The organism is Devosia nitrariae (genome assembly GCF_030160115.1).
Taxonomy (GTDB): Bacteria; Pseudomonadota; Alphaproteobacteria; order Rhizobiales; family Devosiaceae; genus Devosia; species Devosia nitrariae.
Map to the genome: position 1 here is coordinate 66038 of NZ_BSNS01000034.1, position 21859 is coordinate 87896.

Below are 21859 nucleotides of genomic sequence, written 5' to 3' on the forward strand. Positions count from 1 at the left end.
TTATTTCTTGCCTTCCCTGGCTATTTGTCAAATCTTTACCGAACGAAAGCGAGGAGATTTGAAATGACCACCACAGCCACGGAACGCGAGGAATATCTGACCATCATCGCCTCCACCGCCGGGGAGGCCATGGCGCAGTTCAAGGGGCGCGGTCTCGATACCGAGGGCTATTCGATCGCCGGCAAGATCGGGCGGCACCAGTTCGCACTGGTGGCGGGCGACACGACATCCGAGCTGTTCCAGGGCGGCGGCATGTTCGCTGCGACCTTCCGGCGGACCGTCTCGGACTAGCCGGTACCCGGCGCTCTCGCCGGTTTCACGTGAATCACCGTTCGTGCCGACCCCGCCGCGTGCGGGCGCGACGGAGCTTTGCCCCACTCATGAGGAGGAATGACCCATGCTCGACAAACCCAACCAACCCGAACGCTTTCCGACCCCCGACTGGGCGACGGACCGCTGGGCAAGCATCAGGCGCGACTACACCATGACAGACGTGCGCCGGCTCGCGGGCTCGCTGGCGATCGGCCATACATTGGCCGAGAACGGCGCCAGGAAGCTCTGGGAGTTGCTGCACAATGAGGAATTCGTACCGACGCTTGGCACCTTCACCGGTAACCAGGCGGTGCAGCAGGTCAAGGCAGGTCTCAAGGCCATCTATCTCTCCGGCTGGCAGGTGGCGGCCGACGCCAATAGCTCAGGCAACATGTATCCCGATCAGAGCCTTTATCCGGTCGACAGCGTGCCGGCGGTGGTCCGCCGCATCAACAAGGCTCTGCAACGGGCCGACCAGATCCAGGCGATGGAGAAGGCTGACGGCATCGCCACCACCGACCACGACTTCTTCGTGCCGATCATTGCCGATGCCGAGGCCGGGTTCGGTGGCATGCTCAATGTCTTCGAATTGATGAAGGCGATGATCGAGGCGGGCGCCGCCGCCGTCCACTTCGAGGACCAGCTCGCCTCGGAAAAGAAGTGCGGGCACCTGGGCGGCAAGGTGCTGGTGCCGACAGGCCAGTTCGTGCGCACGCTCAACGCCGCGCGCCTTGCCGCCGACGTCATGGGCGTGCCGACGCTGATCATGGCGCGCACCGATGCCGAGGCTGCCCGGCTCATCACCTCCGACATCGATGAGTACGATGCACCGTTCGTGACCGGCGAGCGCACGGCAGAGGGCTTTTACCGCCTCAAGGGCGGCATGGACGCAGCGATCGCCCGCGGCATCGCCTATGCGCCCTATGCCGATCTCATCTGGTGCGAGACGAGCAAACCCGACCTCACCGAGGCACGGCGCTTTGCCGAAGCCATCCGCAAGGAACACCCCGAGCAGATGCTGGCCTACAACTGCTCGCCCTCGTTCAACTGGGCCAAGCATATGGACGAAGAGGCCATGCGCGTATTCCAGCGCGAAATCGCCGCCATGGGCTACAAGTACCAGTTCATCACGCTCGCCGGCTTCCACAACCTCAGCCTCACGACTTTCGAGCTCGCCCGCGCCTATGCGGAGGAGGGCATGGCGGCCTATTCGCGGCTGCAGCAGGCCGAGTTCGCCGCCGAACGCCACGGCTTTTCCGCCACGCGCCATCAGCGCGAGGTCGGCACCTCCTATTACGATGCCGTCTCGCTCGCCGTCAGCCAGGGCGAAAGCGCCACAACGGCCATGGCTGCCTCGACCGAGACAGCCCAGTTCCATTAAAGCCGCCCCCGCTGCCGCGCTGGATATTTTCCGGTGCGGCAGCCATTGAAGCTTTGGACCAATCGGCGTTAACTTCGCACTGACTCTCATTAAATTGGTCAGACTCTTTCGCCGATTTTCTCATGAGCAACCGCGCCAAACGCTTCATCGAGCAGCAGCTCGCCGCAGCCGACATCGGCATCAACGGCGACCGCCCCTTCGACCCGCAGGTGCATGACGAGCGGCTCTACGGTCGCCTCATCGCCCAGGGAACGCTTGCCTTGGGCGAAAGCTATACGGATGGCTGGTGGGACGTAGACGCGCTCGACGAGCTTATCTACCGGCTCAGCATAGCGGCGGTGCACGATGCCTTTCCAAAGGATCTCGCCATTGCCTGGAGCGCGTTGCGGGGGCGGCTTCTCAACCTGCAGCGGCTCAAGGTCCGCGAAGTCGGCGAGAAGCACTACGACATCGGCAACGATCTCTACGAGGCGATGCTCGACAGGCGCATGATCTATTCGTGCGGATACTGGCAGGACGCCGACACGCTCGATGCGGCGCAGGAGGCCAAGCTCGACCTCATCTGCCGCAAGATCGGGCTCGAAAAGGGCATGCGCGTTCTCGACATAGGCTCGGGCTGGGGTGGATTCCTCAACTTCGCCGCCGAGCGGTACGACATATCAGGGCTCGGTGTCACCGTCTCCAAGGAGCAGGCGGCGCTCGCCAACGAACGGCATCGAGGATTGCCGGCCGAGACGCGCCTCATGGACTACCAGGCGCTCGAGGGCGAGTTCGACCGGGTGGTGTCGATCGGCATGTTCGAGCATGTCGGCTACAAGAACTACCGGGCATTCTTTGCAAAGGCGCGCTCGCTGCTCACGCGCGATGGGCTGATGCTGCTTCACACTATCGGCGGCCACCATTCGACCACCCATGGCGATCCCTGGAGCGAGAAATACATCTTCCCCAATGGCATGCTGCCGTCGATCGCGCAGATCGGGCGCTCGATCGAGGATATCTTCGTCATGGAGGACTGGCACAATTTCGGTGCCGACTACGACAAGACACTCCTTGCCTGGTGGGCCAATTTCGATGCGGCGTGGCCGCGACTCGAGGCAAGGTACGGGCCGCGCTTCTATCGCATGTGGCGCTACTATCTATTGAGCTTTGCCGGGCTCTTCCGCGCCCGCAACATCTCGCTCTGGCAGGTTGTGCTGTCGCCCAATGGCGTGCCCGGCGGATACCAGTCGGTCCGCTAAAGCGTTTTCAACAAAAGTGACTCCCTTCGGGGATCTATGGCGCGGCAGGTTGCGGCGCACAGGCGCCTGGGCCAGACTGGCAGCATGAAGCAGCTCTACACGACTCTCGGGCCGAAACGGGCCGACGAACTGGGCATGATCCTGCCGCACGAGCACGTCTTCGTCGACCTGCGCACACCGGACCAGCCCGGCTATGCGCAGGCGGATGCGGCCGACGTCGTCGCCCTGATGGCTCCGCAGATCGAGGCGATCAAGGCGCTGGGCGTCACCGCGCTCGTCGAATGCTCGACCGGCGGCGTCGGGCGGCGAGCCGATCTCGACCTGGCGGTGAGTCTTGCCACCAACTTCCCCATCGTCGTGCCGACCGGCAACTATCGCGAACCGTGGATACCCAGCTGGGTGCGCGAGACGCGCCAAGCGCAGCTTGCCGACTGGATGCTGCGTGAACTCGTCGACGAGATGGATGACAGCGGGGTTCCGGCCGGCTGGATCAAATTGAGCGCAGGGGACGATGGGATCACCGACCTCGAGGTGCGGATCCTCAAGGCTGCGGTCGAGGCGGCCAAGCAGACGGACGCGGTGATCGGCAGCCATACGATCAAGGGCCGGGTGGTGATGGACCAGCTCGACATCATCGAGAAGGCGGGCGGGCGCCCCGACCGGTTCATTTCCATCCACACCCAGACCGAACCGGACTTCGAGATGCACAAGGCGGTGGCGGCGCGCGGCGCCTGGATCGAGTACGACCACATCGGCTCGGTGCCGGACGAGGACGTCGTGACGATGATCCTGCGCGCGCTCGATGCCGGGCTCGAGTCGCAGCTGCTGCTCAGCCACGATCGCGGCTGGTATGATCCGGCGCAGCCGGGTGGCGGCACGCCCAAGCCTTACACGGTATTGAGCGAAAGCATCATCCCGAGGCTACGAGCTGGAGGCGTCGGCGAGGAGGCGATCGTGCAGCTGACGCACAAGAATCCGTTCGAGGCGTTCGCGCGCTAGCCTCTGCCCGACTGCTGCTTCTCGCGCAAACGCTCGAGAATCCTGTCGTCGCGCAATTCCTTCACGGCATCCCGGCCGATCCAGCGCGCGGTCCTGTCCGGGCTGGCAGCCAGCTGCTCGGCGGTCGCCAGCGCGTGCGGATGGAGGTTAAGCGAGCGCTTGCCGATCTGGCGCAACGCCCAATTCACCGCCTTCCTGACGAAGTTGCGCGGGTCCGTCGCCTGTGCCTCGATCAGCGGAAGATAGGCGAGGAATACATCATCATTCGCCGTCTTGTCGCGCACGGCCCGGGCGGCGATGAGGGTGAAACCGGCGCGACGAACAAACTCGCGCTCGTCGGCGACATAGTCGCGGATTGCGTCATCGAGGAACGGGCAGGGCAGGAAGAGATCGGTAACCTGGTCACAGAGATCCCAGGAATCGAAATCGGCGACCCAGGAATCCACGCCGGCGCGCGTCAGCTCTTGCGGTTCGGCGATGTAGCCGGCAAGGATGCGCGCCTCGTGCCGGCCGGTCGCCCATAGGGTTTGCGCAAGCTGATGGTCGCGTCCAAGCCTCTTGGCCATGGTTCGAAGAACAGGGATTTTGACCCCATAGGCGCGATCGGCGTTGACGCCCAAGCGCGCCATACCCGCCCGGCCGGTTTCCGACCCGTTATCGGCCAGTTCCGCCAGGATGCCGACGACGCGCGTGTCGATGCTCTCCATCAGTTCATCGCCATGTTGAGCCTATAGCTCAGCGCCTCGGCGATGTGAGGGCGGGCAACTTTTTCGGAACCGGCCAGATCGGCCAGAGTACGGGCGACCTTGAGGACGCGGTGGTAGGCGCGGGCTGAGAGGTTGAAGCGCTCGGCCGCCTGCAGCAGCAGGGACTGGCTCTCCTTGTCGGGTGCGACGACGGCCTCGATCAGGGTCGGGCCGGCGGCGGCGTTGGTCATCACCTCGGGGTGACCCGCCTCTGCATAGCGACGCAGTTGGCGCTCACGGGCGGCCGCGACGCGCTCGGCGACAATCGAGGAGGATTCGGCTTTGGCCGGGGTCATCATGTCGGCGGCAGAGACGGCCGGCACGTCGATGCGGATGTCGATGCGGTCGAGGAAGGGGCCGGAAACCCGCGCCTGGTAGTCGGCTGCGCAGGCCGGGCCGCGCTTGCAGGAATGGCCGGGTGTGCCGGCCATGCCGCATTTGCACGGGTTCATGGCGGCAACGAGCTGCACACGCGAGGGGTAGGACACGCGGGCGTTGGCGCGGGCGATGACCGTCTCGCCCGATTCCAGCGGCTGACGCAGGCTATCGAGCACCTGCGGCGAGAATTCCGGCAACTCATCGAGGAAGAGCACGCCGTTGTGGGCGAGGGAAACCTCGCCCGGCCTCACCTTCAAGCCGCCGCCGACCAGCGCGGCCATCGAGGCCGAATGGTGGGGAGAGCGGAAGGGGCGGCGGTCGGAGATGGCGCCGCCGGCGAGTTCGCCGGCGATCGACTGGATCATCGACACGTCCAGGAGCTCGCGCGGGTTGAGGGGCGGCAGGATCGAGGGCAGGCGCTGGGCCAGCATGGACTTACCAGCACCAGGAGGTCCGATCATCAGCATGTTGTGCCCGCCGGCCGCCGCGACCTCGAGCGCGCGGCGCGCCACTTCCTGGCCGCGAATGTCGGCAAGGTCCGGCAGCGAGGATCCCGGCAGCCAGCGCTTGGGGGAGGGACGCGGGGCGAGCTGCCGGCCGGTCAGGTGGTTGACGAGCGCGAGGAGGCTGTCGGCAGCAACGATGTCGATCTCCTCGCCCGCCCAGGCGGCCTCCGGCCCGCAAATGGCGGGGCAGATCAGTCCCATGTCGCGTCCGTTGGCGGCGATTGCTGCCGGCAACACGCCGGTGACGGGGGAGAGGCGTCCATCGAGCGCCAGCTCGCCCAGCACCACGTAGCGCTCGAGCGTATCGCGCGGAATGGCGCCCATTGCCGCCATCAGGCCCAGCGCGATGGGCAAGTCATAATGGCTGCCTTCCTTGGGCAGATCCGCCGGCGCAAGGTTGATGGTGATGCGCTTGGGCGGAAGGCCGAGACCCGACGAGGTCAGCGCCGCCCGCACGCGCTCGCCCGATTCCTTGACCGCCTTGTCGGGCAGTCCGACAAGGAACAGCTTGGGTTCTCCGGGGGCAATCTGCACCTGCACGTCGACCGGCACCGCGTCGATGCCCTGAAAGGCAACGGTCTGAACCCGCGTCACCATGCTTTACGCCCCCGAACCCACCTCGGGCGAAGCTAGCAGGGTTGACCCCACCATACAAGAACGTTTGGAGAACATATGCGTGTAAGCCGCTGGTCTCCATCATGGATTAACCATGCGCCGCAGCGGCCAAGCTTAACGCAAGCTTTCCTTAACCGGGCGATGTTGAATCAAAGGCTCCAGTATTGCGTATCCAAAGAGCCCCTGAATGCCCGCTGCCGCACCCGCGACACTCTACTCCCGCCTCCTCAAGGGCTTCGGAACGGTTCTCCTCATTGCGGCATTGGCCGCTTGCGCACGCGGCGGTCTCTATGGGCCTATTCCCGGCGACAACCGGCCGCACGCCGCGGTCGACCGGGCGCGGTCCATGCCGATCCAGGGCATTGACGTGGCGCGCTACCAGGGGGACATCGATTTCAACCAGGTCCGCGCCGCCGGCATGCACTTCGTGTTCATGAAGTCGACGGAGGGCAAGGACTACATCGACCCAATGTTCTATACGAACTGGGAGAAGGCGCGCGCCGCCGGCATCCCGCGCGGCGCCTATCACTTCATGACCTGGTGCTCTCTCGCCTCCGAGCAGGCCGCCTGGTTCGCCGCCAAGGTGCCGAACGACTACGACGCGCTGCCGCCGGTGCTCGACCTCGAATGGAACAACCATTCGAGCTGCCGCAACAAGCATCCCAAGGCGGACGTCCTCGAGAAGGTGCGAGTGATGCTGGCGTCGATGGAGGCCCATACGGGCAAGCTCCCGATCATCTACACCGACATGAACTTCTACAACGAGATCCTGCGAGGCGAGCACTTCCCCAATGCGCTCTGGCTGCGTTCGACGGCCGCCGAGCCGCATGAGCGCTACCAGCGTCACGACTGGACGTTCTGGCAGTACACGCAGACCGGCGTGGTGCGGGGCGTGCGGAACGAGGTCGACCGCAACGTCTTCTATGGCGACCAGAACGCGTGGGTGAATTTCCTGCTGACCGGGTGCGATCCGCGTGCGGTCCATATCCTCGGCCCGACGGGCCGATGCCGGATCGAAAAGTAGCTGGAGCGCGACGCGATTTGATGCGCGCGCTTTAGTCCTGTGCCGTGAACGGCACCAGAATCTCGGAATGGGCGACGGTCGTCGGCGCCGTAATGGCCATGATGGCGAACATCATCAGAATAATGGCTGCCGCGATCCGCATGTCCCTGCCTCGTTGTCCCTCTGGATGAGAGGGTTCTAGCGCAAGCCGGTGACGGGTCAACGACAGGGTAAAGAGATGCTTAACCTTTGATTTATCGTTAAATTTTACCGACCAGAGCATGACGCGATTCGATCGAATCGGTCTCCTCCCTAACCCTTTGCTCTCACAGAACTTCTCGCGAAAAGCCGGGGCCCGTCCCGGATCAAGTCCGGTTGCCACCTTTCCGCATCCCGCTCTAGTGGCTCTGCACAGGAGTTATGACTCTTTGGTGGTTGGTTAAGTCCTCTGTGCAGAGGTGCTGGCTGCCACGCATTGCGCCAGCGCCGTCACATGGCATCCAACAGCTACCGCACCCTCGTCCCGTGTTGCACGCTCCGCCTGGGTCCTCGCATCGAAGCGCGAGGATGACGGCGGAGGGGGTGCGGTCTTGGTGGCCGGCGGAGAGATCGGAAGTGCGCATCCGCGGGCCTCAGGTGATGATGTGGAGACGCCGCGGCGGCTTTAGCACCGCCGCCCACCACCCCACGATGTCATCCTCGCGCTTCGACGCGCTTCGACGCGAGGACCCAGGCGGTGTGCGCAGCTGTGCTCAGAGGGTTGGGCGCGGTAGCTGGTGCGTGCCGAGCGCCGTGGCGCGAGGATGACAGGTCGGGATGTTGGCAGGTTAGGGCAACTGGGAGGTTGTCAGAGGACACGCGCCGTCACTCTTGGGCGATTGGTCAAATCCTCGGGGCACAGGTACTAACCCAGCAGGCCGCTCTGCTTGATGCCGTCGAAGACGAACTGGACGGCAAGGGCGGCCAGAAGGATGCCGACGACGCGCGAGACCACCGACAATCCCGTCAGCCCTAAGAGCTTTTGGATGGGGATGGCTATCAGCAGCGTCAGCCAGGCGGCGATGAGGATGAGGGCAAGGGCGAGGAGTACCGCCCAGAACTCGAGGTCGGTCCGGGCACCGGTGGTCAGGAGGATGACGGCGCTGATCGCGCCGGGTCCGGCAAGCAGCGGCATGGCGAGGGGAAAGACCGAGATATCCTGACGCTGGCGCGACTCGCGCTCCTCCTCGCTCGTCGTGCCGGTGCCGCCCGAGTGGCGGGCAAAGACCATGTCGATAGCAATCAGGAAAAGCAGCAGGCCGCCGGCCGTGCGCAGGGCCGGGATGGTGATGCCGAACAGATCGAGGATGACGTTGCCGGCAATGCCGAAGAAGAAGAGGATGACCGCGGCGATGACGACGCCGCGCGTGGCGAAGGTCCGCCGCTCGGCCGGCGTATTGTCCTTGGTCAGCCCGGCAAAGATGAAGGCGATGTCGGCAACGCCGACAGTCGCGAACAGCGTTGCCAGCGCAACGAAGAAGGTGTTTGTCATTGGTTCCCCGCAACCTCGAAACCAAGGTCTAGCCGCTTCGGCCCTGTCTGCCCACCCCCGGCGGGGCTGCGACGAACGAAGCCGTCAGCGCGACGACATCATAGTGGACGCAAGCTTCTCCTGTGCTTCGAGGAGCACGTCGAGGCGATTCAACGCTGCTTCGAGTTCGCCGTCGCCGATGCGGCGCCACATGTCACGCACATCGCTCTCGAGGCCCGACAGGGTGGAGGGCAGGGTTGCCGCTTCGGAGAACGCGCCCTTTTCGTTGATGAGGTAGCGGCGGTTGAGCGCGAACAGCACCTGCGCCAGCGAAGAGAGCGCGCGGAAAGCGCAGCCGGCGACATAGGTCGCGTCCTGCCGCTCGAGGGCCTTGCGCGCATTTGCCAGAGCAAAGCGCGCTTCCCAGGCAAAGCGTTCGACGAGGGCACGCCGCAGCGCTTCGGGATAGGGCAGCACGCGTGACTGCAGGGCGGCAAAGGCGCCGGCCGGATCATGGAGTGGCACGGCCACGGCAGCTTCGCCCATCCAGATCGTGCTGGCGAATACATGCGGGTGGCCGGCCTGATAGGCCATGGTGAACTCGCCGCGCTGCGCCGCATCGACGACCGCATTCACGGCGGCAAGGTCGCGATAGAGGAGATCGACCGCCGATCCGGCAACGGTGATCCAGGCGCCGCCATTGATCCACGGACCCCAGCCGCCGATCGGCGTCAGCTCGACGGCATCACCCTCATCGGCGATTCGCGCCACCGCAGAAGCCAGGGCCGGAACCTCGAACGGATCGGCCGGATCGTAATAGAGACCGATGTCGTAGTCGGAGCCCTGATGGGCGGTACCGCGTGCCCGCGAGCCGCCAAGCACGATAGCGGCAATGCCGGGAACTCCCATCAGGACCGGCAGGAGACGGTCGATGATCGGGTCGGTCACGCTTCTAAGATTTAGTTGTCGCGGGTGTCGCGAAGAACCGGTTCCCATTTTCGCTTCCCGCTGGCCTTGAGCGGTCGCGCTCTCGAGCCGCTCTAGGCAGCCTGCTCAAGTACATCGGGCGGCAGGTGCTGGCGGGCGTTAAGAACCTCCATGCCGACAATGCGACCCTCTTCATCATAGTCGAGCACGATGCCCGCTGTGACCTCTTCGCTCTCCTCGACCTTGCCGGTCGAGAAGCGAATGTAAGCGGCATTAACCTCGGGATCATAGGTGACAGTTGGTTTGATCACTTCGGCCTCGCTCGCCTGTCGAAGAATGCGGACAGTATACGGAATTCGGCCACCGTTTCCACCAGAGCTACGCGAAGGTAGCGGCCACCGTGTTCCGGTACCGAGCGAAAGTGACGAACCACCTCCGGATCATCCGGATCCGCCTCTACCCATTGCGGGTTGCGCACCGATGCTTCGACCCATTCCGGGTCGAGACCGCGCTCGCTCATGGCAACCTTTGCGTGCTCGGTATAGGCGATCGGCTTTTCCATCACTCAGCCCCAGAGGCCCTGGCCTGCGGAGGCGGTAGTCAGGCCGCCCGCCGCTTCTCGATCGCGTCCCAGATCAGCACGGCGATGTCAGGACCGCCGAAGCGCTTGATCTCGCGGATGCCGGTCGGGGAGGTGACGTTGATCTCGGTGAGATAGTCGCCGATGACGTCGATGCCAACGAAGATCATGTCGCGTTCCTTGAGCGCCGGGCCGATGGCCGCGCAGATCTCGCGCTCGCGCTCGGTCAGATCGGAGAGTTCCGGACGTCCGCCCACATGCATGTTGGAGCGCGCCTCACCCTCGGCAGGAACACGGTTGAGGCCGGCGACCGCCTCGCCATCGACGAGGATGATGCGCTTGTCGCCCTTCCTCACCTCGGGCAGATATTTCTGCACCATGAACGGTTCGCGGAAACTCTGCTCGAAGAGCTCGATGAGGGATGCCAGGTTATGGTCGCCCTCCTGGATCAGGAAGACGCCGGCCCCGCCATTGCCGTAGAGGGGCTTGACGATGATGTTGCCGTGCTCGCGCCGGAAGTCGTGGATCTGCCGCCGGTCGCGGGTGACGAGCGTCGGCGGCATCAGCTCGGGAAACTCCGTGACCAGGATCTTTTCGGGCGCATTACGCACGGCCGCCGGCGGGTTGACGACGAAGGTCTGCGGATGCAGGCGCTCGAGGATGTGCGTCAACGTGATGTAGTTCATGTCGAAGGGCGGATCCTGGCGCATCAGCACGACGTCCTGCGTTGCAAGGTCGAGGCGCGAGAATTCGCCGAGCTTGAAGTGCGCGCCTTTTTCCTTGTCGAAGACCGCGACGGGCGCTGCATTGGCCGAGACCATGTTGCCGGAAAGCGCAAGGGTGTCGGGCGTATAGTAGACGAGCTCGTGCCCGCGGGCCTCGGCCTCGAGCATCAGGGCGAAGGTGGAATCGCCCTTGGGGGTGATGGTCTCGATGGGGTCCATCTGCACGGCGATCTTCAAAGACATGAATGAATTCCGGAGTTTGAGGTCTCGCACTTAAGCGCGCTATTTGGTCGAGGATTCTTGCGAAAAACCGGGGCCCACTTTTTCGCATCCCGCTCCAGTTAGCTGGCGTCGAAGGCATTGATGATGTGGCGCGGCCAGGCGAACGGCGCAAGGAAAATCACATCGAACCGTTGGTCGGCATGGGCAAGGTGGGGGTGGCGGGCGACGTAGAGGCTGGCGGCCCTGACGATGCGGCGGCGATTGACCGCCGCCAGCGCCTCGGCTTCCTGATGCGAGAAGGCTCGGGCCTTGACCTCGACGAAGACGGTGACGCCGGAACGGCGCGCGACGATGTCGATCTCGCCGAGCGGCGTCTTCACTCGGCGCGCCATGATCCGGTAGCGCTTCAGGCGCAGGTAGACCGCGGCCCAGAACTCGCCGCGATGCCCGTCACGCCAGGCATTGAGCTTGACCTTATTCTTTTGCCTTGAGGGCGAGCGCGGCATTGTAGACGTCTTTCCTCTTGAGGCCGAAGCGGGCGGCGATCTCGTCGACGGCGGAGCGCAGCGGCTGGCCGGCGAGCGCCTCGGCGAGCACGGCCTTCCAGTCAGCCTCGTTCGCGGCGGCCGGCTCGGGCGCACCGGCAACGAGAATGACCGCCTCGCCCTTGGTGTCGCCCTCGGCAAAGGTCGCCGCAAGCTCTGAAAGCAGGCCGCGATGTACGCGCTCGAAGCGTTTGGTCAGCTCAAGGGCAACGGCCGCCGGCCGGTCGGGCCCGAAGGCATCGGCCATAGCCAGAAGCGTCGCCGAAAGGCGCCTCGGGCTTTCGTAGAAGACCAGCGTTTCACGTGAATCGGCGAGATTCGCCAGCGCCTTGGCGCGCGCGCCGGCCTTGGTGGGTAGGAACCCATGAAAGCAGAAGGCGTCGGTCGGCAGGCCGGCAACGACAAGTCCGGACAGCAACGCCGAAGGGCCGGGCACGGCAAAGACCGGCAGGTTCTCTTCGGCGATCGCCCGCAGCAGCGGAAAGCCGGGGTCGGAAAGAAGCGGCGTGCCGGCATCCGAGATCAGAGCGATGGCCTCGCCTTTGCCGATGCGCTCGAGAATCTCGCCGATGCGGGCGCGTTCATTGTGCTCGTGCAGGGCCTGGCGACGGGCCTTGATACCGTAGTGGTCGAGCAGGCGCGCCGAGGTGCGCGTGTCCTCGCAAAGCACGAGATCGGCGGCAGCGAGGGTCTCGAGGGCGCGAATGGTGATGTCCCTGAGGTTTCCGATGGGTGTGGCCACCACATGAAGGCCGGCCGCCAGCGGCGGGGCGGCGAAGCCGGTCCCGGCGACGAAATAGCGGGCGGCTTTCCCACCCGTGATCTCCTCATCGGCCGGGCTGGTCGAGGTGCTTGGCGTTGAGGAAGACTTAACCATAAGGGGCGAGGCTTTGCGGCGAGCTCAAGAACAAGGGATCAGTCGTTTGGCGACCATGCCGCGCGCAGGCACCATCCGCAAGGTCGGTCTTGCCGCACTGGCGGTCGGGGCCGCCGTGCTGGCCGCCTGTACACCGACCGAGTTCGCCATCGGTTCGCGCACGATCACCCTGCCGTTCGGCGGGGGAGGTCAAGTGCAGCCGCAGCAGGCGGCGAGCTTTCCCACGACTCAGCCCGCGATGGCCTCGGGCGTGACCCAAAGCGAACTGCCGCCGCTGCAGCAGGCAAGCGGCGAAAGCATCGGGCGCGGGCCGGTTCGCGTGGCACTGCTGCTGCCGCTGACGGGCGATGCGACGCTCTCATCGACCGGTCATTCCATGGCCAATGGCGCGCGCCTGGCCATGAGCTATATCGAGACCAATCCCAATATCGCCGAGAACACCACGATCGTCATCAAGGACACCGGCGTGAGCATTGCCGGCGCAACGGGCGCCGCCGCCGATGCCGTCAGCGAAGGGGCAAGCCTGATCCTCGGGCCCATGCGGGCCGACCAGGTGACGGCGGCCGGAGCGGTGGCGCGCTCGGCGGGCATTCCGCTTATCGGCTTTTCCAACACCCCGGCAGCGGCGGGGCCGGGCGTCTACCTCCTCAACATCCTGCCCGAGACCGAGCTCAGGCGGTCGCTCGCGTTCGCCCAGAGGCAGGGGCGCAGGCGCTTTGCCGCCATCGTGCCGACCACGACTTTCGGGCAGGCGCAGGAGGCGGCGTTCCGCCAGACGGTTGGCGCAATGGGGTTTACCCCAAGCGCCGTGCACCAGTTCGCCAGCGCCACGGACGCCAGACGTATCGTCGACAACCTCGAACCGCGCATCCGTTCGGGCGAGGTCGATGCGCTGTTCCTGCCGGACCGGACAAGTGCGCCGCTCTTTGCCGGGCTCATCTCCAGCACAGGCGTAGCACGCCAATCGATCGCCATCATCGGTTCGGCCGACTGGGAAGGCGACCCGACCATCGCGGCAACGCCCTTTCTTGCCGGGGCGCTCTATCCGGCCGTCGACGAGGCAGGCTATCGCGCCATTCTTGCCGACTATCAGACGCGGTTCGGCGGTGTTCCGCATCGGCTGACGACGCTCGCCTACACCGCCACCATCCTTGCCAATGCGGCGCCGCTGTCGATGGCCCAGCCCAAATACAACGCGGGCGCCCTCACCAATCCGCAGGGCTTCAACGGCCGCGACGGGCTCTTCCGCTTTGCACCGGACGGAAAGGCGCAGATGGCGCTGGTGATGAAGGAGGTGCGCGTCGGTGGCGCGGTGACGGTCGACGGAGCGCGGCTCTAAGGTTTTTGTTGTCGCGGGATATTTCGCGAAAAACCGGTTCCCACTTTTTCGATCCCGCTTTGAGGCCGCCCTCAAGCCGCGAGGTCAGCCACCACGGCGTCGAGCACGGGCCAGCCCTTGTCGGTGACGCGGATGTTGCCGTTGGGCAGGGTCTCGACGAACCCGTAGCCCTTCAAGTCGGCGATCTGCCGCTCGGCGATCCGGCGGCCGGAGATGGCGGTGAAGCGCGCGGGCGAGATGCCTTCCTTCAAGCGCAGGCCCATGACGAGGAACTCGTCGCCCTGCTCCTCCCAGGTCAGCACCTCGTCGGTGACGACGCCGTGGCCTTTTTCCATCACGCGCTTCTGCCAATCGAAGGGCAGTTTCTCGGCGGCCGTCGCGTGGCGCTGGTTGTTGACGACGAGCCGGCCATGGGCGCCAGGTCCGATGCCGGCATATTCGCCATAGCGCCAGTAGAGCAAATTGTGGCGGCTTTCCTGGCCGGGACGGGCATGGTTGGAGATCTCGTAGGCGGGCATGCCCGCCTCGGCGGTCAGCTCCTGGGTCAGTTCGTAGAAATCGGCCGAGAGATCCTCATCGGGCATAACGAGCTTGCCGGCCCGGTGCAGGTCGTAGTAGCGCGTGCCCTGCTCGATGGTCAGCTGATAGAGCGAGACATGGCCGCGGGCGAGCCAAAGGGCTTCCTTGAGCTCGTCCTCCCAGTCCTCCAGCGTCTGTCCGGGGCGCGCATAGATGAGGTCGAAGCTCGAGCGCTCGAAGATCGACTGGGCGAGGCGGACGGCCGCCACCGCTTCCTCCACCGTATGCAGGCGCCCAAGCGCGGCCAGCGGCTCGGGCTTCAGGGACTGGACGCCCAGGGAGACCCGGTTGACGCCGGCGGCACGGTAGCCCCGGAAGCGGTCGGCCTCGACACTCGTCGGATTGGCCTCCAATGTGATCTCGGCGCTCTTGTCCAGCGTCCAGTGGCGGGCGACGGCATCGAGAATTGCCCCGACTGCCGAGGGGCTCATCAGGGACGGCGTGCCGCCGCCGAAGAATATCGAATTGACGACGCGACCGGGAACGAGGCCGGCGGTCGTCGCGATCTCGCGCTCATAGGCGGCAACGAAAGCGGCCTCGTCGAAGGAACCGCGATGGACATGCGAATTGAAGTCGCAATAGGGGCATTTGGCCGCGCAGAACGGCCAATGCACATAGACGCCGAAGAGTTCGTTGGCGCTCAATCGAAATCCTCCACGACAGCGGCGACGAACTTGGCAAAGGCGCGGGCGCGGTGGGAAAGACCCGGCTCGCCGGGCGCCCAGGAATGCTTCATCTCCGCGGGCATCTGGCCAAAGGTGATGTCGTAACCCTCGGGCATGAACACCGGGTCGAAGCCATGGCCCAGCTCGCCGCGCGGTGGCCAGACGATGGTGCCGTCTACCCGGCCCTCGAACAGCCAATCATTGCCCTCGGGATCGGCAAGGCAGAAGGTTGCCATGAAGTGGCTGCGGCGCTCGGCCGGCGAGGTGGCATTGGCCGCCTGCAGCGCGTCCTCCACCCGACGCATGCCCAGGGAAAAGTCGCGCTTGGGACCGGCCCAGTTGGCCGTGTAAACTCCAGGCTTGCCGCCGAGCGCATCGACGCAGAGCCCGGAATCGTCGGAAAGCGCCAGCATGCCCGATGCCTCGGCCGCCGCATGCGCCTTGATGCGGGCGTTCTCGGCAAAGGTCGTGCCGGTCTCCTCGGGCTCGGACAGATCCAACTCACCGGCCGAGACGATCTCGAGCCCATAGGGCTCGAAGAGGTCCTGGAACTCGGCGAGCTTGCCTTTGTTGTGGGAAGCGAGCAGCAGCCGGTCGCCGGCGCCGAGCCTCGGGATGGGAGCGGTCATCGGCGGGCTCCCTTGAAGCCGTCGCCGGACCTTGCCCGACGCTTTTCATCGGAGGCCGCGGCGCATTCGTCGAGCGCGCGCGCGATGTCGTGCCAGAGGCGTGACGCTTCGCCCGACGCAGCTGCCGCCCGGTCCTGCCGATCGGCGGACCGTTGCAACGAGGCGGCGAGCTTGCGGATCAGGCCGATCATGAGGAGAGCGCTGCCAGCTGGATCTGTGTCAGGTCGCCGATACCCTTTTCCGCCAGGGCCATCAGGCTCTCGAGTTCGGCGCGGGTGAAGGGTACCTGCTCGGCGGTGCCCTGGATCTCGACGAAGCGGCCGGAGCCGGTGAGGACGAAATTGGCGTCGGTATGGGCTTCGACGTCCTCGAGATAATCGAGATCGAGAACGGGCGTGCCGCGATAGACGCCGCAGGAAACGGCGGCAACGGTATCGCGCAGCACCTCGCCCTTGGTGAGCTCGCGCTCGGTCAACCACTTGACCGCGTCGGCGAGGGCCACATAGGCGCCGGTGATCGAGGCGGTACGGGTGCCGCCGTCGGCCTCCAGCACATCGCAGTCGACAATGACCTGATTCTCACCGAGCGCGGCCATGTCGACCACGGCGCGCAGGGACCTGCCGATCAGGCGCTGGATCTCCTGGGTGCGGCCGGACTGCTTGCCGGCCGTCGCCTCGCGGCGGGTACGCGTGCCGGTCGCGCGCGGCAGCATACCGTATTCGGCAGTGACCCAGCCGAGCCCCTGTCCGCGCCGCCAGGACGGAAGCGACGTCTCGACACTCGCTGTCACCAGTACCTTGGTCGCTCCGAAGCACACCAAGCACGAACCCTCGGCATTGCGGGCGACATTGCGTTCGATGGTCACTGCCCGCATCTGGTCGGGTTGGCGGCCGGAGGGACGCAAAAGGGTCATCAGGGCAAATCACCTGGTTTCTTGGCGTTAACCGCCTCTTAACCCTCACAGGCGCCGCTCACAAGCGTCGGGCGCTTGGCGCGTTGCGTCTTTACCCTTAAATGATGAGAGACGGTTAAAGCGGACAAGTTTATCGATGGCGCAGATGACTAGGCTGCCTGAGGATTTTCTAGCGGTACTCAACAGCCGCAGCCAGGAGATCTTCCGCAAGATCGTCGATCGGTATATCGAGACGGGTATGCCGGTCGGCTCGCGGGACGTCTCCAGGATGCTGGAGATGGAGCTGTCGCCCGCCTCGGTGCGCAACGTGATGGCAGATCTCGAAGATCTGGGACTGATCGCGGCGCCCCACACCTCGGCCGGTCGGGCGCCCACCCAGCAGGGGCTGCGGTTCTTCGTCGATGCCATGCTCGAGGTCGGCGCTCTCGACGAGCGCGAGCGTGAGCAGATCGCACGCCATATCGAGGGGCAGGCGGGCCAGAGGCAGGTCGAGGATGTCCTGACCGAGGCCAGCCAGCTGCTCTCGGGTCTGAGCCAAGGCGCGGGCGTCGTCATCGCGGCCAAATCCGACATGGTGTTGAAACACATAGAATTCGTGCGGCTCGATACCGACCGGGCCATGGGCATCCTCGTCAGCCAGGACGGACAGGTGGAAAACCGCATCGTGTCGCTGCCGCCGGGGCTGACCGCCAGCGCACTGACGCAGGCGAGCAACTACCTCTCGCATTACGTGGTCGGCCGCACGATCGCCGAGGCGCGCAAGGCATTGGCGGAGCGGCGTGCCGAGCAGCGCGCCGAGCTTGACGAGCTGACGCAAAAGCTGGTCGATGCGGGCGTTGCCACCCTCGCCCAGCCCTCACCGGCCGGGCATCCGACGGTGATCGTTCGCGGCCGGGCCAATCTCATCAACGAAGCCATGGCCTCCGAGGATCTCATCCGCGTGCGCCAGCTCTTCGATGAGCTCGAAAGCAAGGACGGGCTGCTCGAGCTGCTCGGCGATGCCGAGAAGGCGCAAGGCGTGCGGATCTTCATCGGTTCGGAGAACAAGCTCTTCTCGCTCTCAGGCTCGTCGGTTATTCTTTCCCCCTACAAGGACGCCAACGACAAGGTGGTGGGGGTGCTCGGCGTCATTGGTCCGACCCGGCTCAACTACGCGCGCATCGTGCCGGTGGTGAACTACACCGCCAACGTCATTTCCGCCATGATGGCCCGCAAGGCTTGAATTGTCGCCGTCTTTGGCCGATATGCGGGGCAAATCCCACGCATGCGGAAGAAATGATGAGCGACGAGAACGCGACGCCCGAGCAAGAGCCCGAGACCGCCGTGACCCCGGAGGCCGAAACCCCGGAAACCGATCCGGTCGAGACCCTACGGCTCGAGAACGCCGAACTGCGCGACAAACTGCTGCGCATGGCGGCCGAAATGGACAATTTGCGCAAGCGCACCGAGCGAGAGATCGCCGACACCCGCGCCTATGCCATCGCCGGCTTTGCCCGCGACATGCTTTCGGCCACTGATTCGCTGTCGCGCGCACTGATGGTGTTGCCGGCGGATGCGCGCACCAACGCCGACGGCACGACCACGTCGCTGATCGAAGGCATCGAGATGACCGAGCGCGAGATGCAGCGCCTGCTGGCAAAGCACGGGGTGCGGCCGATCGAGGCCGAAGGGCAGAAATTCGACCCCCACAAGCACCAGGCGATGTTCGAGGTGCCCGATCCCACCCGACCGGCAGGCACCGTGGTGCAGGTGGTGCAGGCGGGCTTTGCCATCGGCGACCGCGTGCTCCGGCCGGCGATGGTCGGTGTGGCCAAGGGCGGCACCGCGGCCAGTTCCGAGATTCCGGCTGAAGGCGAAGGCGGGGTCGACAAGGAAGCCTGAGAGGGCTTGCAGACGAACATCAAGGGCGCCCAGCGGCGCCCTTTTTGTTTGGATCCGCCTCGGCTACCCGAGGATCTCTTTACTCATGATCCGTGTCACGCCGGCGGCGGCCATGTCGGTTCCTGCTATCTCCAGCGAGCCGTTGGCATCGATGGCGCGGGTCGCGTCCTCGACGACGACGGTGGCAAAGCCCTCGGCACGGGCATCGAGCGCCGTCCAGGCCACGCAGAAGTCGGTCGCGAGGCCGACCACATAGACAGTTTCGAGGCCGCGTTCCCGCAGGTAGCCGGCAAGGCCGGTGCGGGTCGCCCGGTCGGCTTCCTGGAAGCCGGAATAGGAGTCGACCGCGCGATTGTAGCCCTTGCGGATGACGAGCTGGGCGTGAGGAATGTCGAGGCCGTGGCTCAACTCGGCCCCGTGCGTGCCCCAAACGCAGTGATCGGGCCAGAGCACCTGCGTGCCGTAGGCGAGCTCGATGGTCTCGAAGGGAGCCATGCCGGCATGCTGGCTGGCAAAGGAGATGTGATCAGCCGGGTGCCAGTCCTGGGTGAAGACGACGTTGGCAAAGCGTTTGGCCAAAGTATTGACCAGGGGCACGATCTCGTCGCCGCCCGTAACGGCGAGATTTCCGCCGGGCAGGAAATCGTATTGGACGTCAACGACGACCAGCACGTCCCTGGGAGAAATGGCTATCGTCGTCATCGTATGTACCTCAATCCATCCATCGCATTTATGTCTCCGGCCGCGACCAGCGGGCTCGCATCAGGCCGCGCACGGAGTTGCCCAGATAGATTGCCTCGGCCGTTTCAAGATCCGCAAGGGTCAGCCGCGCTTCTCTTGCCTGTCCCGTCGCGATCAGTTCGGCACGCAACGTTCCCGGCAGCAGGCCCGCGGCAAGCGGCGGGGTGAGGAGGACATCGTCGCGCTCGATGAACAGCGAGGTGATGGAGCCCTCGGTCAGCTCATCGTGCTCGTTGAGGAAAACCACCTCGTCGACCCCGTGCAACGCCTGCGCGCGCTGGCGCGGCTCGTCGAGACGGGCGCGATTTGTGGTCTTGTGGGCGAGCCAGGGGCTCTGCGAATCGAGGCGTTCCCGGGCAATGACGAAACGGAATTCCGCATCGGCGGCCGGTTCCGGCAGGGGAGTTGCGGTGAGGGCCAGACCTTCGGATTCATCGAGAGTGAGGCGCACCCGGTAGCGCAGCTGATCAACGCTCGCTGCCCATTCGGTCAGCAGGGTGACAACGTCCGAGCGCGATATGGGAATACCGAAATACACAGCCGAGGATCCGAGCCGGTCGAGATGCCGGTCGTGGAGATAGAACCCCGACTCACGGGTCCAGAGCATGGTCTCGATGAGGCAGACAGGCTCGGCCGGGTCGGTCAGGAACTTCATCTTCAAGAGCGCCTCGCGGTATTCGTCGGCGGCCCGGCTGTCGGCCACGATGCCACCGCCGATGCCGATCTCGCCACTCCCGTCGTTGCCGATGCTGGCGGTGCGGATGGCGACGTTGAAGGCGAGGTCGCCGGATGGCGCAACATAGCCGACAGCGCCGGTATAGAGGCCGCGTGGCTCGGTCTCGACCTCGTGGATGATCTCCATGGCGCGCAGTTTAGGGGCGCCGGTGATCGAGCCGCAGGGAAAGAGATTGGCGAGGATATCGACCGGAGAGAGACCGGGCTTGCCTCGCGCCTCTATCCCCGAGGTCATGGTGTGAAGCGAGCGGTAGGTCTCGACGGTGAAGAGGTCGGTGACCCGGACCGAGCCGATCTCGGCAATACGGCCGAGATCGTTGCGCAGGAGGTCGACGATCATCAGGTTCTCGGCCCGGTTCTTCTCGTCGGCGGCGAGGCTCAAACGCTGCGTGGCGTCTTCGGCGAGGGTGCGTCCGCGCCGCATGGTGCCTTTCATGGGGCGGGCGAAAAGACGATCACCCTTGCGGGCAATGAAGAGCTCGGGCGAGCGCGAGAGCACCCAGTGATCCTCGGTCCGGATCAAGGCGCCATAGGCGACGGGCTGCTTGCGGGCGAGATCGCGGTAGAGGGCGACGGCATCGCCATCGAGGGCGAAGCGCGCCTTGAAGGTGAGGTTGACCTGATAGGTGTCGCCGGCGGCGATCAGCGCTTCGACCCGGTCGAAGGCACGTGCGTAGGCGGCCTCGTCGAGGCCGGCAACCACATCGACCGCCTCGCCCGCGGGTCCTGCTTCGGCAACCAGCCACGCATCCGCCTCGGCACGGGTCAACTCGGCCACCGCGCCATAGAGGCCGAACCAGAGGAGGGGCGTGGCAGTCCGTTCCGGCAGCAGCGGGGCGAGGCGCTCCTCGAAAAGAAAGCCGAGCTCATAGGAAAGGTATCCAGCAGCCCACAGGCCCTCGCGCCCCGCCGTGTCCAGCCGGGCGAGCGCATCGCGCGCCTCGGCGGCGGTGTGGGCAATCAGCACCTCGCGCGGCACCTCGAACAGCATGTTGCGCCCTGCAGGATTGAGCGTGTCGTGCAGCAGGACTGTGCCGGGCCGGATCATGGCGCGGTTGTAGTAGTGGCGGAAGGATTTAGGAAGTGGGCGCTATCGCGGCTTGGTCACCCGTCTCATAGTGAGGTTGATTCGGCCCCCGTCGGGGAAGAGATCGGGATGAGCCTCGAGCAACCGGGAGGAGCCCGTGAGCACGCGGTCGACGCCGTGATAGGCCAGCCGCCGGTCGCCGGCCAGGAGCATGACGTCGCCGGAGCGCAGGAGGAAACTCTGCGTCGGGTCCTTCCGGTCGGTGCCGCCGAGCCGGAAGCGAGCGGTATCGCCGAGGGAAACCGAAAGCACGGGAGCCGAGAAGTCCTCTTCGTCGCGGTCCTGGTGCAGGCCCATTCGCGTGCTCTGCCCATAATAGTTGACGAGGCAGGCCTGCGGCTCATGGGGGTAATCGGCGAGCTCATCCCAAAGAGCAAGGAGCATCGGCGGGATCGGCGGCCATGGCCCGCCGGTCACCGGATGCTGCGCCTGGTAGCGATAGCCCTCGCGGTCGGACACCCAGCCGAGAGGGCCGCAATTGGTCATCAGCACCGAGAACGGCTTGCCGCTGCGCGGCATGACCGGCCTGTAGAGCGGCGCCGCGCGAATGACCGCGACGATGTCGGCGAGCAGGGCGGCGGTTTGCGATTGATCGAGGGTCCGGTACAAAAGGGAAGTGGGCAGGGGTATCATGGCGGCCAGAGTAGACGCGCTCCGCGCACAGATGAAGCCGGTTCTGTCCGACCGACCACAGTCACATTTTGCTGCCTTACGTGCTTGCAGGGC

General features: G+C 65.2%; 24 protein-coding genes. 8 read left to right on the forward strand and 16 right to left on the reverse strand.

Annotated elements, in window-relative coordinates; translation table 11 throughout:
• Positions 1-63 precede the first annotated feature (63 nt).
• From QQK18_RS27105 to QQK18_RS27120, 4 genes are all read left to right on the forward strand, one after another.
• Positions 64-291 carry a hypothetical protein gene (locus QQK18_RS27105; RefSeq protein ID WP_284343546.1) on the forward strand — a complete coding sequence of 76 codons (228 nt, stop codon included), beginning with the start codon at positions 64-66 and terminating at the stop codon, positions 289-291.
• A 106-nt stretch (positions 292-397) separates the two neighbouring features.
• Positions 398-1693, forward strand: coding sequence for an isocitrate lyase (aceA, locus tag QQK18_RS27110; protein ID WP_284343547.1), 1296 nt, complete (start codon positions 398-400; stop codon positions 1691-1693).
• Positions 1694-1815: 122 nt separating this feature from the next.
• The gene (cfa, locus tag QQK18_RS27115; RefSeq protein ID WP_284343548.1) at positions 1816-2931 is read left to right on the forward strand and encodes a cyclopropane fatty acyl phospholipid synthase; all 1116 of its coding nucleotides are present in this window, start codon (positions 1816-1818) and stop codon (positions 2929-2931) included.
• Between the two features lie 84 nt (positions 2932-3015).
• Positions 3016-3930, forward strand: coding sequence for a phosphotriesterase family protein (locus tag QQK18_RS27120; protein WP_284343549.1), 915 nt, complete (start codon positions 3016-3018; stop codon positions 3928-3930).
• Here the strand turns inward: QQK18_RS27120 and QQK18_RS27125 are convergent.
• Both QQK18_RS27125 and QQK18_RS27130 read right to left on the reverse strand, forming a co-directional pair.
• Positions 3927-4637 carry a DNA alkylation repair protein gene (locus QQK18_RS27125; protein WP_284343550.1) on the reverse strand — a complete coding sequence of 237 codons (711 nt, stop codon included), beginning with the start codon at positions 4635-4637 and terminating at the stop codon, positions 3927-3929. The genes QQK18_RS27120 and QQK18_RS27125 overlap by 4 nt on opposite strands.
• Positions 4637-6157: a YifB family Mg chelatase-like AAA ATPase gene (locus QQK18_RS27130; RefSeq protein ID WP_284343551.1), complete on the reverse strand. Its 1521-nt coding sequence runs from the start codon at positions 6155-6157 to the stop codon at positions 4637-4639. Before QQK18_RS27130 ends, QQK18_RS27125 begins: the two co-directional genes overlap by 1 nt.
• Positions 6158-6362: 205 nt before the next feature.
• Between QQK18_RS27130 and QQK18_RS27135 the strand changes: the two genes are divergently transcribed.
• On the forward strand, positions 6363-7199 hold the full coding sequence (locus QQK18_RS27135; protein ID WP_284343552.1) for a glycoside hydrolase family 25 protein: 837 nt from the start codon (positions 6363-6365) through the stop codon (positions 7197-7199).
• A gap of 883 nt (positions 7200-8082) precedes the next feature.
• On the opposite strand, the gene QQK18_RS27140 is transcribed toward QQK18_RS27135, so the two are convergent.
• The 7 genes from QQK18_RS27140 to rsmI form a co-directional block, all read right to left on the reverse strand.
• A complete protein-coding gene (locus QQK18_RS27140; protein ID WP_284343553.1) occupies positions 8083-8709 on the reverse strand; it encodes a MarC family protein in 627 nt (208 codons plus the stop codon).
• A gap of 84 nt (positions 8710-8793) precedes the next feature.
• Positions 8794-9636 carry a DUF4037 domain-containing protein gene (locus tag QQK18_RS27145; RefSeq protein WP_284343554.1) on the reverse strand — a complete coding sequence of 281 codons (843 nt, stop codon included), beginning with the start codon at positions 9634-9636 and terminating at the stop codon, positions 8794-8796.
• A gap of 92 nt (positions 9637-9728) precedes the next feature.
• Positions 9729-9926 (reverse strand): DUF2283 domain-containing protein, encoded by a 198-nt coding sequence (locus tag QQK18_RS27150; RefSeq protein WP_284343555.1) that lies wholly within the window; start codon positions 9924-9926, stop codon positions 9729-9731.
• On the reverse strand, positions 9923-10177 hold the full coding sequence (locus QQK18_RS27155; protein ID WP_284343556.1) for a DUF4258 domain-containing protein: 255 nt from the start codon (positions 10175-10177) through the stop codon (positions 9923-9925). The genes QQK18_RS27150 and QQK18_RS27155 overlap by 4 nt, the downstream gene beginning before the upstream one ends.
• A 38-nt stretch (positions 10178-10215) precedes the next feature.
• Positions 10216-11163, reverse strand: a complete 948-nt coding sequence (gshB, locus tag QQK18_RS27160) for a glutathione synthase (RefSeq protein WP_284343557.1) — start codon at positions 11161-11163, stop codon at positions 10216-10218.
• 98 nt (positions 11164-11261) lie between these two features.
• Entirely contained in the window at positions 11262-11648 is a 387-nt protein-coding gene (locus tag QQK18_RS27165) for a YraN family protein (RefSeq protein WP_284343558.1), read from the reverse strand.
• Entirely contained in the window at positions 11617-12564 is a 948-nt protein-coding gene (rsmI, locus tag QQK18_RS27170; protein WP_284343559.1) for a 16S rRNA (cytidine(1402)-2'-O)-methyltransferase, read from the reverse strand. Before rsmI ends, QQK18_RS27165 begins: the two co-directional genes overlap by 32 nt.
• Positions 12565-12619: 55 nt before the next feature.
• Here rsmI and QQK18_RS27175 point away from each other — a divergent pair, with 55 nt between their 5' ends.
• Positions 12620-13903: a penicillin-binding protein activator gene (locus tag QQK18_RS27175; protein ID WP_284343598.1), complete on the forward strand. Its 1284-nt coding sequence runs from the start codon at positions 12620-12622 to the stop codon at positions 13901-13903.
• A 71-nt stretch (positions 13904-13974) separates the two neighbouring features.
• On the opposite strand, the gene hemW is transcribed toward QQK18_RS27175, so the two are convergent.
• Genes hemW through rph form a run of 4 tightly spaced genes read right to left on the reverse strand, consistent with a single transcriptional unit; the run spans position 13975 to position 16680 of the window.
• A complete protein-coding gene (hemW, locus tag QQK18_RS27180) occupies positions 13975-15126 on the reverse strand; it encodes a radical SAM family heme chaperone HemW (RefSeq protein WP_284343560.1) in 1152 nt (383 codons plus the stop codon).
• Positions 15123-15776, reverse strand: a complete 654-nt coding sequence (locus QQK18_RS27185) for a non-canonical purine NTP pyrophosphatase (protein ID WP_284343561.1) — start codon at positions 15774-15776, stop codon at positions 15123-15125. The genes hemW and QQK18_RS27185 overlap by 4 nt, the downstream gene beginning before the upstream one ends.
• Positions 15773-15967: a hypothetical protein gene (locus QQK18_RS27190; protein ID WP_284343562.1), complete on the reverse strand. Its 195-nt coding sequence runs from the start codon at positions 15965-15967 to the stop codon at positions 15773-15775. Before QQK18_RS27190 ends, QQK18_RS27185 begins: the two co-directional genes overlap by 4 nt.
• Complete coding sequence (gene rph / locus QQK18_RS27195; RefSeq protein WP_284343599.1) at positions 15964-16680, reverse strand: ribonuclease PH; 717 nt, start codon at positions 16678-16680, stop codon at positions 15964-15966. The genes QQK18_RS27190 and rph overlap by 4 nt, the downstream gene beginning before the upstream one ends.
• Before the next feature lie 154 nt (positions 16681-16834).
• Between rph and hrcA the strand changes: the two genes are divergently transcribed.
• Both hrcA and grpE read left to right on the forward strand, forming a co-directional pair.
• A complete protein-coding gene (gene hrcA, locus QQK18_RS27200; protein ID WP_284343563.1) occupies positions 16835-17911 on the forward strand; it encodes a heat-inducible transcriptional repressor HrcA in 1077 nt (358 codons plus the stop codon).
• 56 nt (positions 17912-17967) lie between these two features.
• Positions 17968-18570, forward strand: a complete 603-nt coding sequence (gene grpE, locus QQK18_RS27205) for a nucleotide exchange factor GrpE (protein WP_284343564.1) — start codon at positions 17968-17970, stop codon at positions 18568-18570.
• 63 nt (positions 18571-18633) lie between these two features.
• Here the strand turns inward: grpE and pncA are convergent, their stop codons facing one another.
• Genes pncA through QQK18_RS27220 form a run of 3 tightly spaced genes read right to left on the reverse strand, consistent with a single transcriptional unit; the run spans position 18634 to position 21766 of the window.
• Positions 18634-19272 (reverse strand): bifunctional nicotinamidase/pyrazinamidase, encoded by a 639-nt coding sequence (gene pncA, locus QQK18_RS27210; protein ID WP_284343565.1) that lies wholly within the window; start codon positions 19270-19272, stop codon positions 18634-18636.
• Between the two features lie 28 nt (positions 19273-19300).
• Positions 19301-21094: an aminodeoxychorismate synthase component I gene (pabB, locus tag QQK18_RS27215; RefSeq protein WP_284343566.1), complete on the reverse strand. Its 1794-nt coding sequence runs from the start codon at positions 21092-21094 to the stop codon at positions 19301-19303.
• Between the two features lie 42 nt (positions 21095-21136).
• Positions 21137-21766 (reverse strand): alpha-ketoglutarate-dependent dioxygenase AlkB family protein, encoded by a 630-nt coding sequence (locus QQK18_RS27220; RefSeq protein WP_284343567.1) that lies wholly within the window; start codon positions 21764-21766, stop codon positions 21137-21139.
• Between the last annotated feature and the right edge of the window lie 93 nt (positions 21767-21859).

What these genes read in the sequence shown, in the direction of transcription:
- QQK18_RS27155 (WP_284343556.1), bottom strand. Translation starts at nt 10,177, where the DNA reads ATGGAAAAGCCGATCGCCTATACCGAGCACGCAAAGGTTGCCATGAGC.
- QQK18_RS27105 (WP_284343546.1), top strand. Translation starts at nt 64, where the DNA reads ATGACCACCACAGCCACGGAACGCGAGGAATATCTGACCATCATCGCC.
- grpE (WP_284343564.1), top strand. Translation starts at nt 17,968, where the DNA reads ATGAGCGACGAGAACGCGACGCCCGAGCAAGAGCCCGAGACCGCCGTG.
- hrcA (WP_284343563.1), top strand. Translation starts at nt 16,835, where the DNA reads ATGACTAGGCTGCCTGAGGATTTTCTAGCGGTACTCAACAGCCGCAGC.
- QQK18_RS27165 (WP_284343558.1), bottom strand. Translation starts at nt 11,648, where the DNA reads ATGCCGCGCTCGCCCTCAAGGCAAAAGAATAAGGTCAAGCTCAATGCC.
- gshB (WP_284343557.1), bottom strand. Translation starts at nt 11,163, where the DNA reads ATGTCTTTGAAGATCGCCGTGCAGATGGACCCCATCGAGACCATCACC.
- QQK18_RS27175 (WP_284343598.1), top strand. Translation starts at nt 12,620, where the DNA reads ATGCCGCGCGCAGGCACCATCCGCAAGGTCGGTCTTGCCGCACTGGCG.
- QQK18_RS27120 (WP_284343549.1), top strand. Translation starts at nt 3,016, where the DNA reads ATGAAGCAGCTCTACACGACTCTCGGGCCGAAACGGGCCGACGAACTG.
- QQK18_RS27125 (WP_284343550.1), bottom strand. Translation starts at nt 4,637, where the DNA reads ATGGAGAGCATCGACACGCGCGTCGTCGGCATCCTGGCGGAACTGGCC.
- pncA (WP_284343565.1), bottom strand. Translation starts at nt 19,272, where the DNA reads ATGACGACGATAGCCATTTCTCCCAGGGACGTGCTGGTCGTCGTTGAC.
- cfa (WP_284343548.1), top strand. Translation starts at nt 1,816, where the DNA reads ATGAGCAACCGCGCCAAACGCTTCATCGAGCAGCAGCTCGCCGCAGCC.
- QQK18_RS27190 (WP_284343562.1), bottom strand. Translation starts at nt 15,967, where the DNA reads ATGATCGGCCTGATCCGCAAGCTCGCCGCCTCGTTGCAACGGTCCGCC.
- aceA (WP_284343547.1), top strand. Translation starts at nt 398, where the DNA reads ATGCTCGACAAACCCAACCAACCCGAACGCTTTCCGACCCCCGACTGG.
- rsmI (WP_284343559.1), bottom strand. Translation starts at nt 12,564, where the DNA reads ATGGTTAAGTCTTCCTCAACGCCAAGCACCTCGACCAGCCCGGCCGAT.
- QQK18_RS27220 (WP_284343567.1), bottom strand. Translation starts at nt 21,766, where the DNA reads ATGATACCCCTGCCCACTTCCCTTTTGTACCGGACCCTCGATCAATCG.
- QQK18_RS27185 (WP_284343561.1), bottom strand. Translation starts at nt 15,776, where the DNA reads ATGACCGCTCCCATCCCGAGGCTCGGCGCCGGCGACCGGCTGCTGCTC.
- pabB (WP_284343566.1), bottom strand. Translation starts at nt 21,094, where the DNA reads ATGATCCGGCCCGGCACAGTCCTGCTGCACGACACGCTCAATCCTGCA.
- QQK18_RS27130 (WP_284343551.1), bottom strand. Translation starts at nt 6,157, where the DNA reads ATGGTGACGCGGGTTCAGACCGTTGCCTTTCAGGGCATCGACGCGGTG.
- QQK18_RS27135 (WP_284343552.1), top strand. Translation starts at nt 6,363, where the DNA reads ATGCCCGCTGCCGCACCCGCGACACTCTACTCCCGCCTCCTCAAGGGC.
- QQK18_RS27140 (WP_284343553.1), bottom strand. Translation starts at nt 8,709, where the DNA reads ATGACAAACACCTTCTTCGTTGCGCTGGCAACGCTGTTCGCGACTGTC.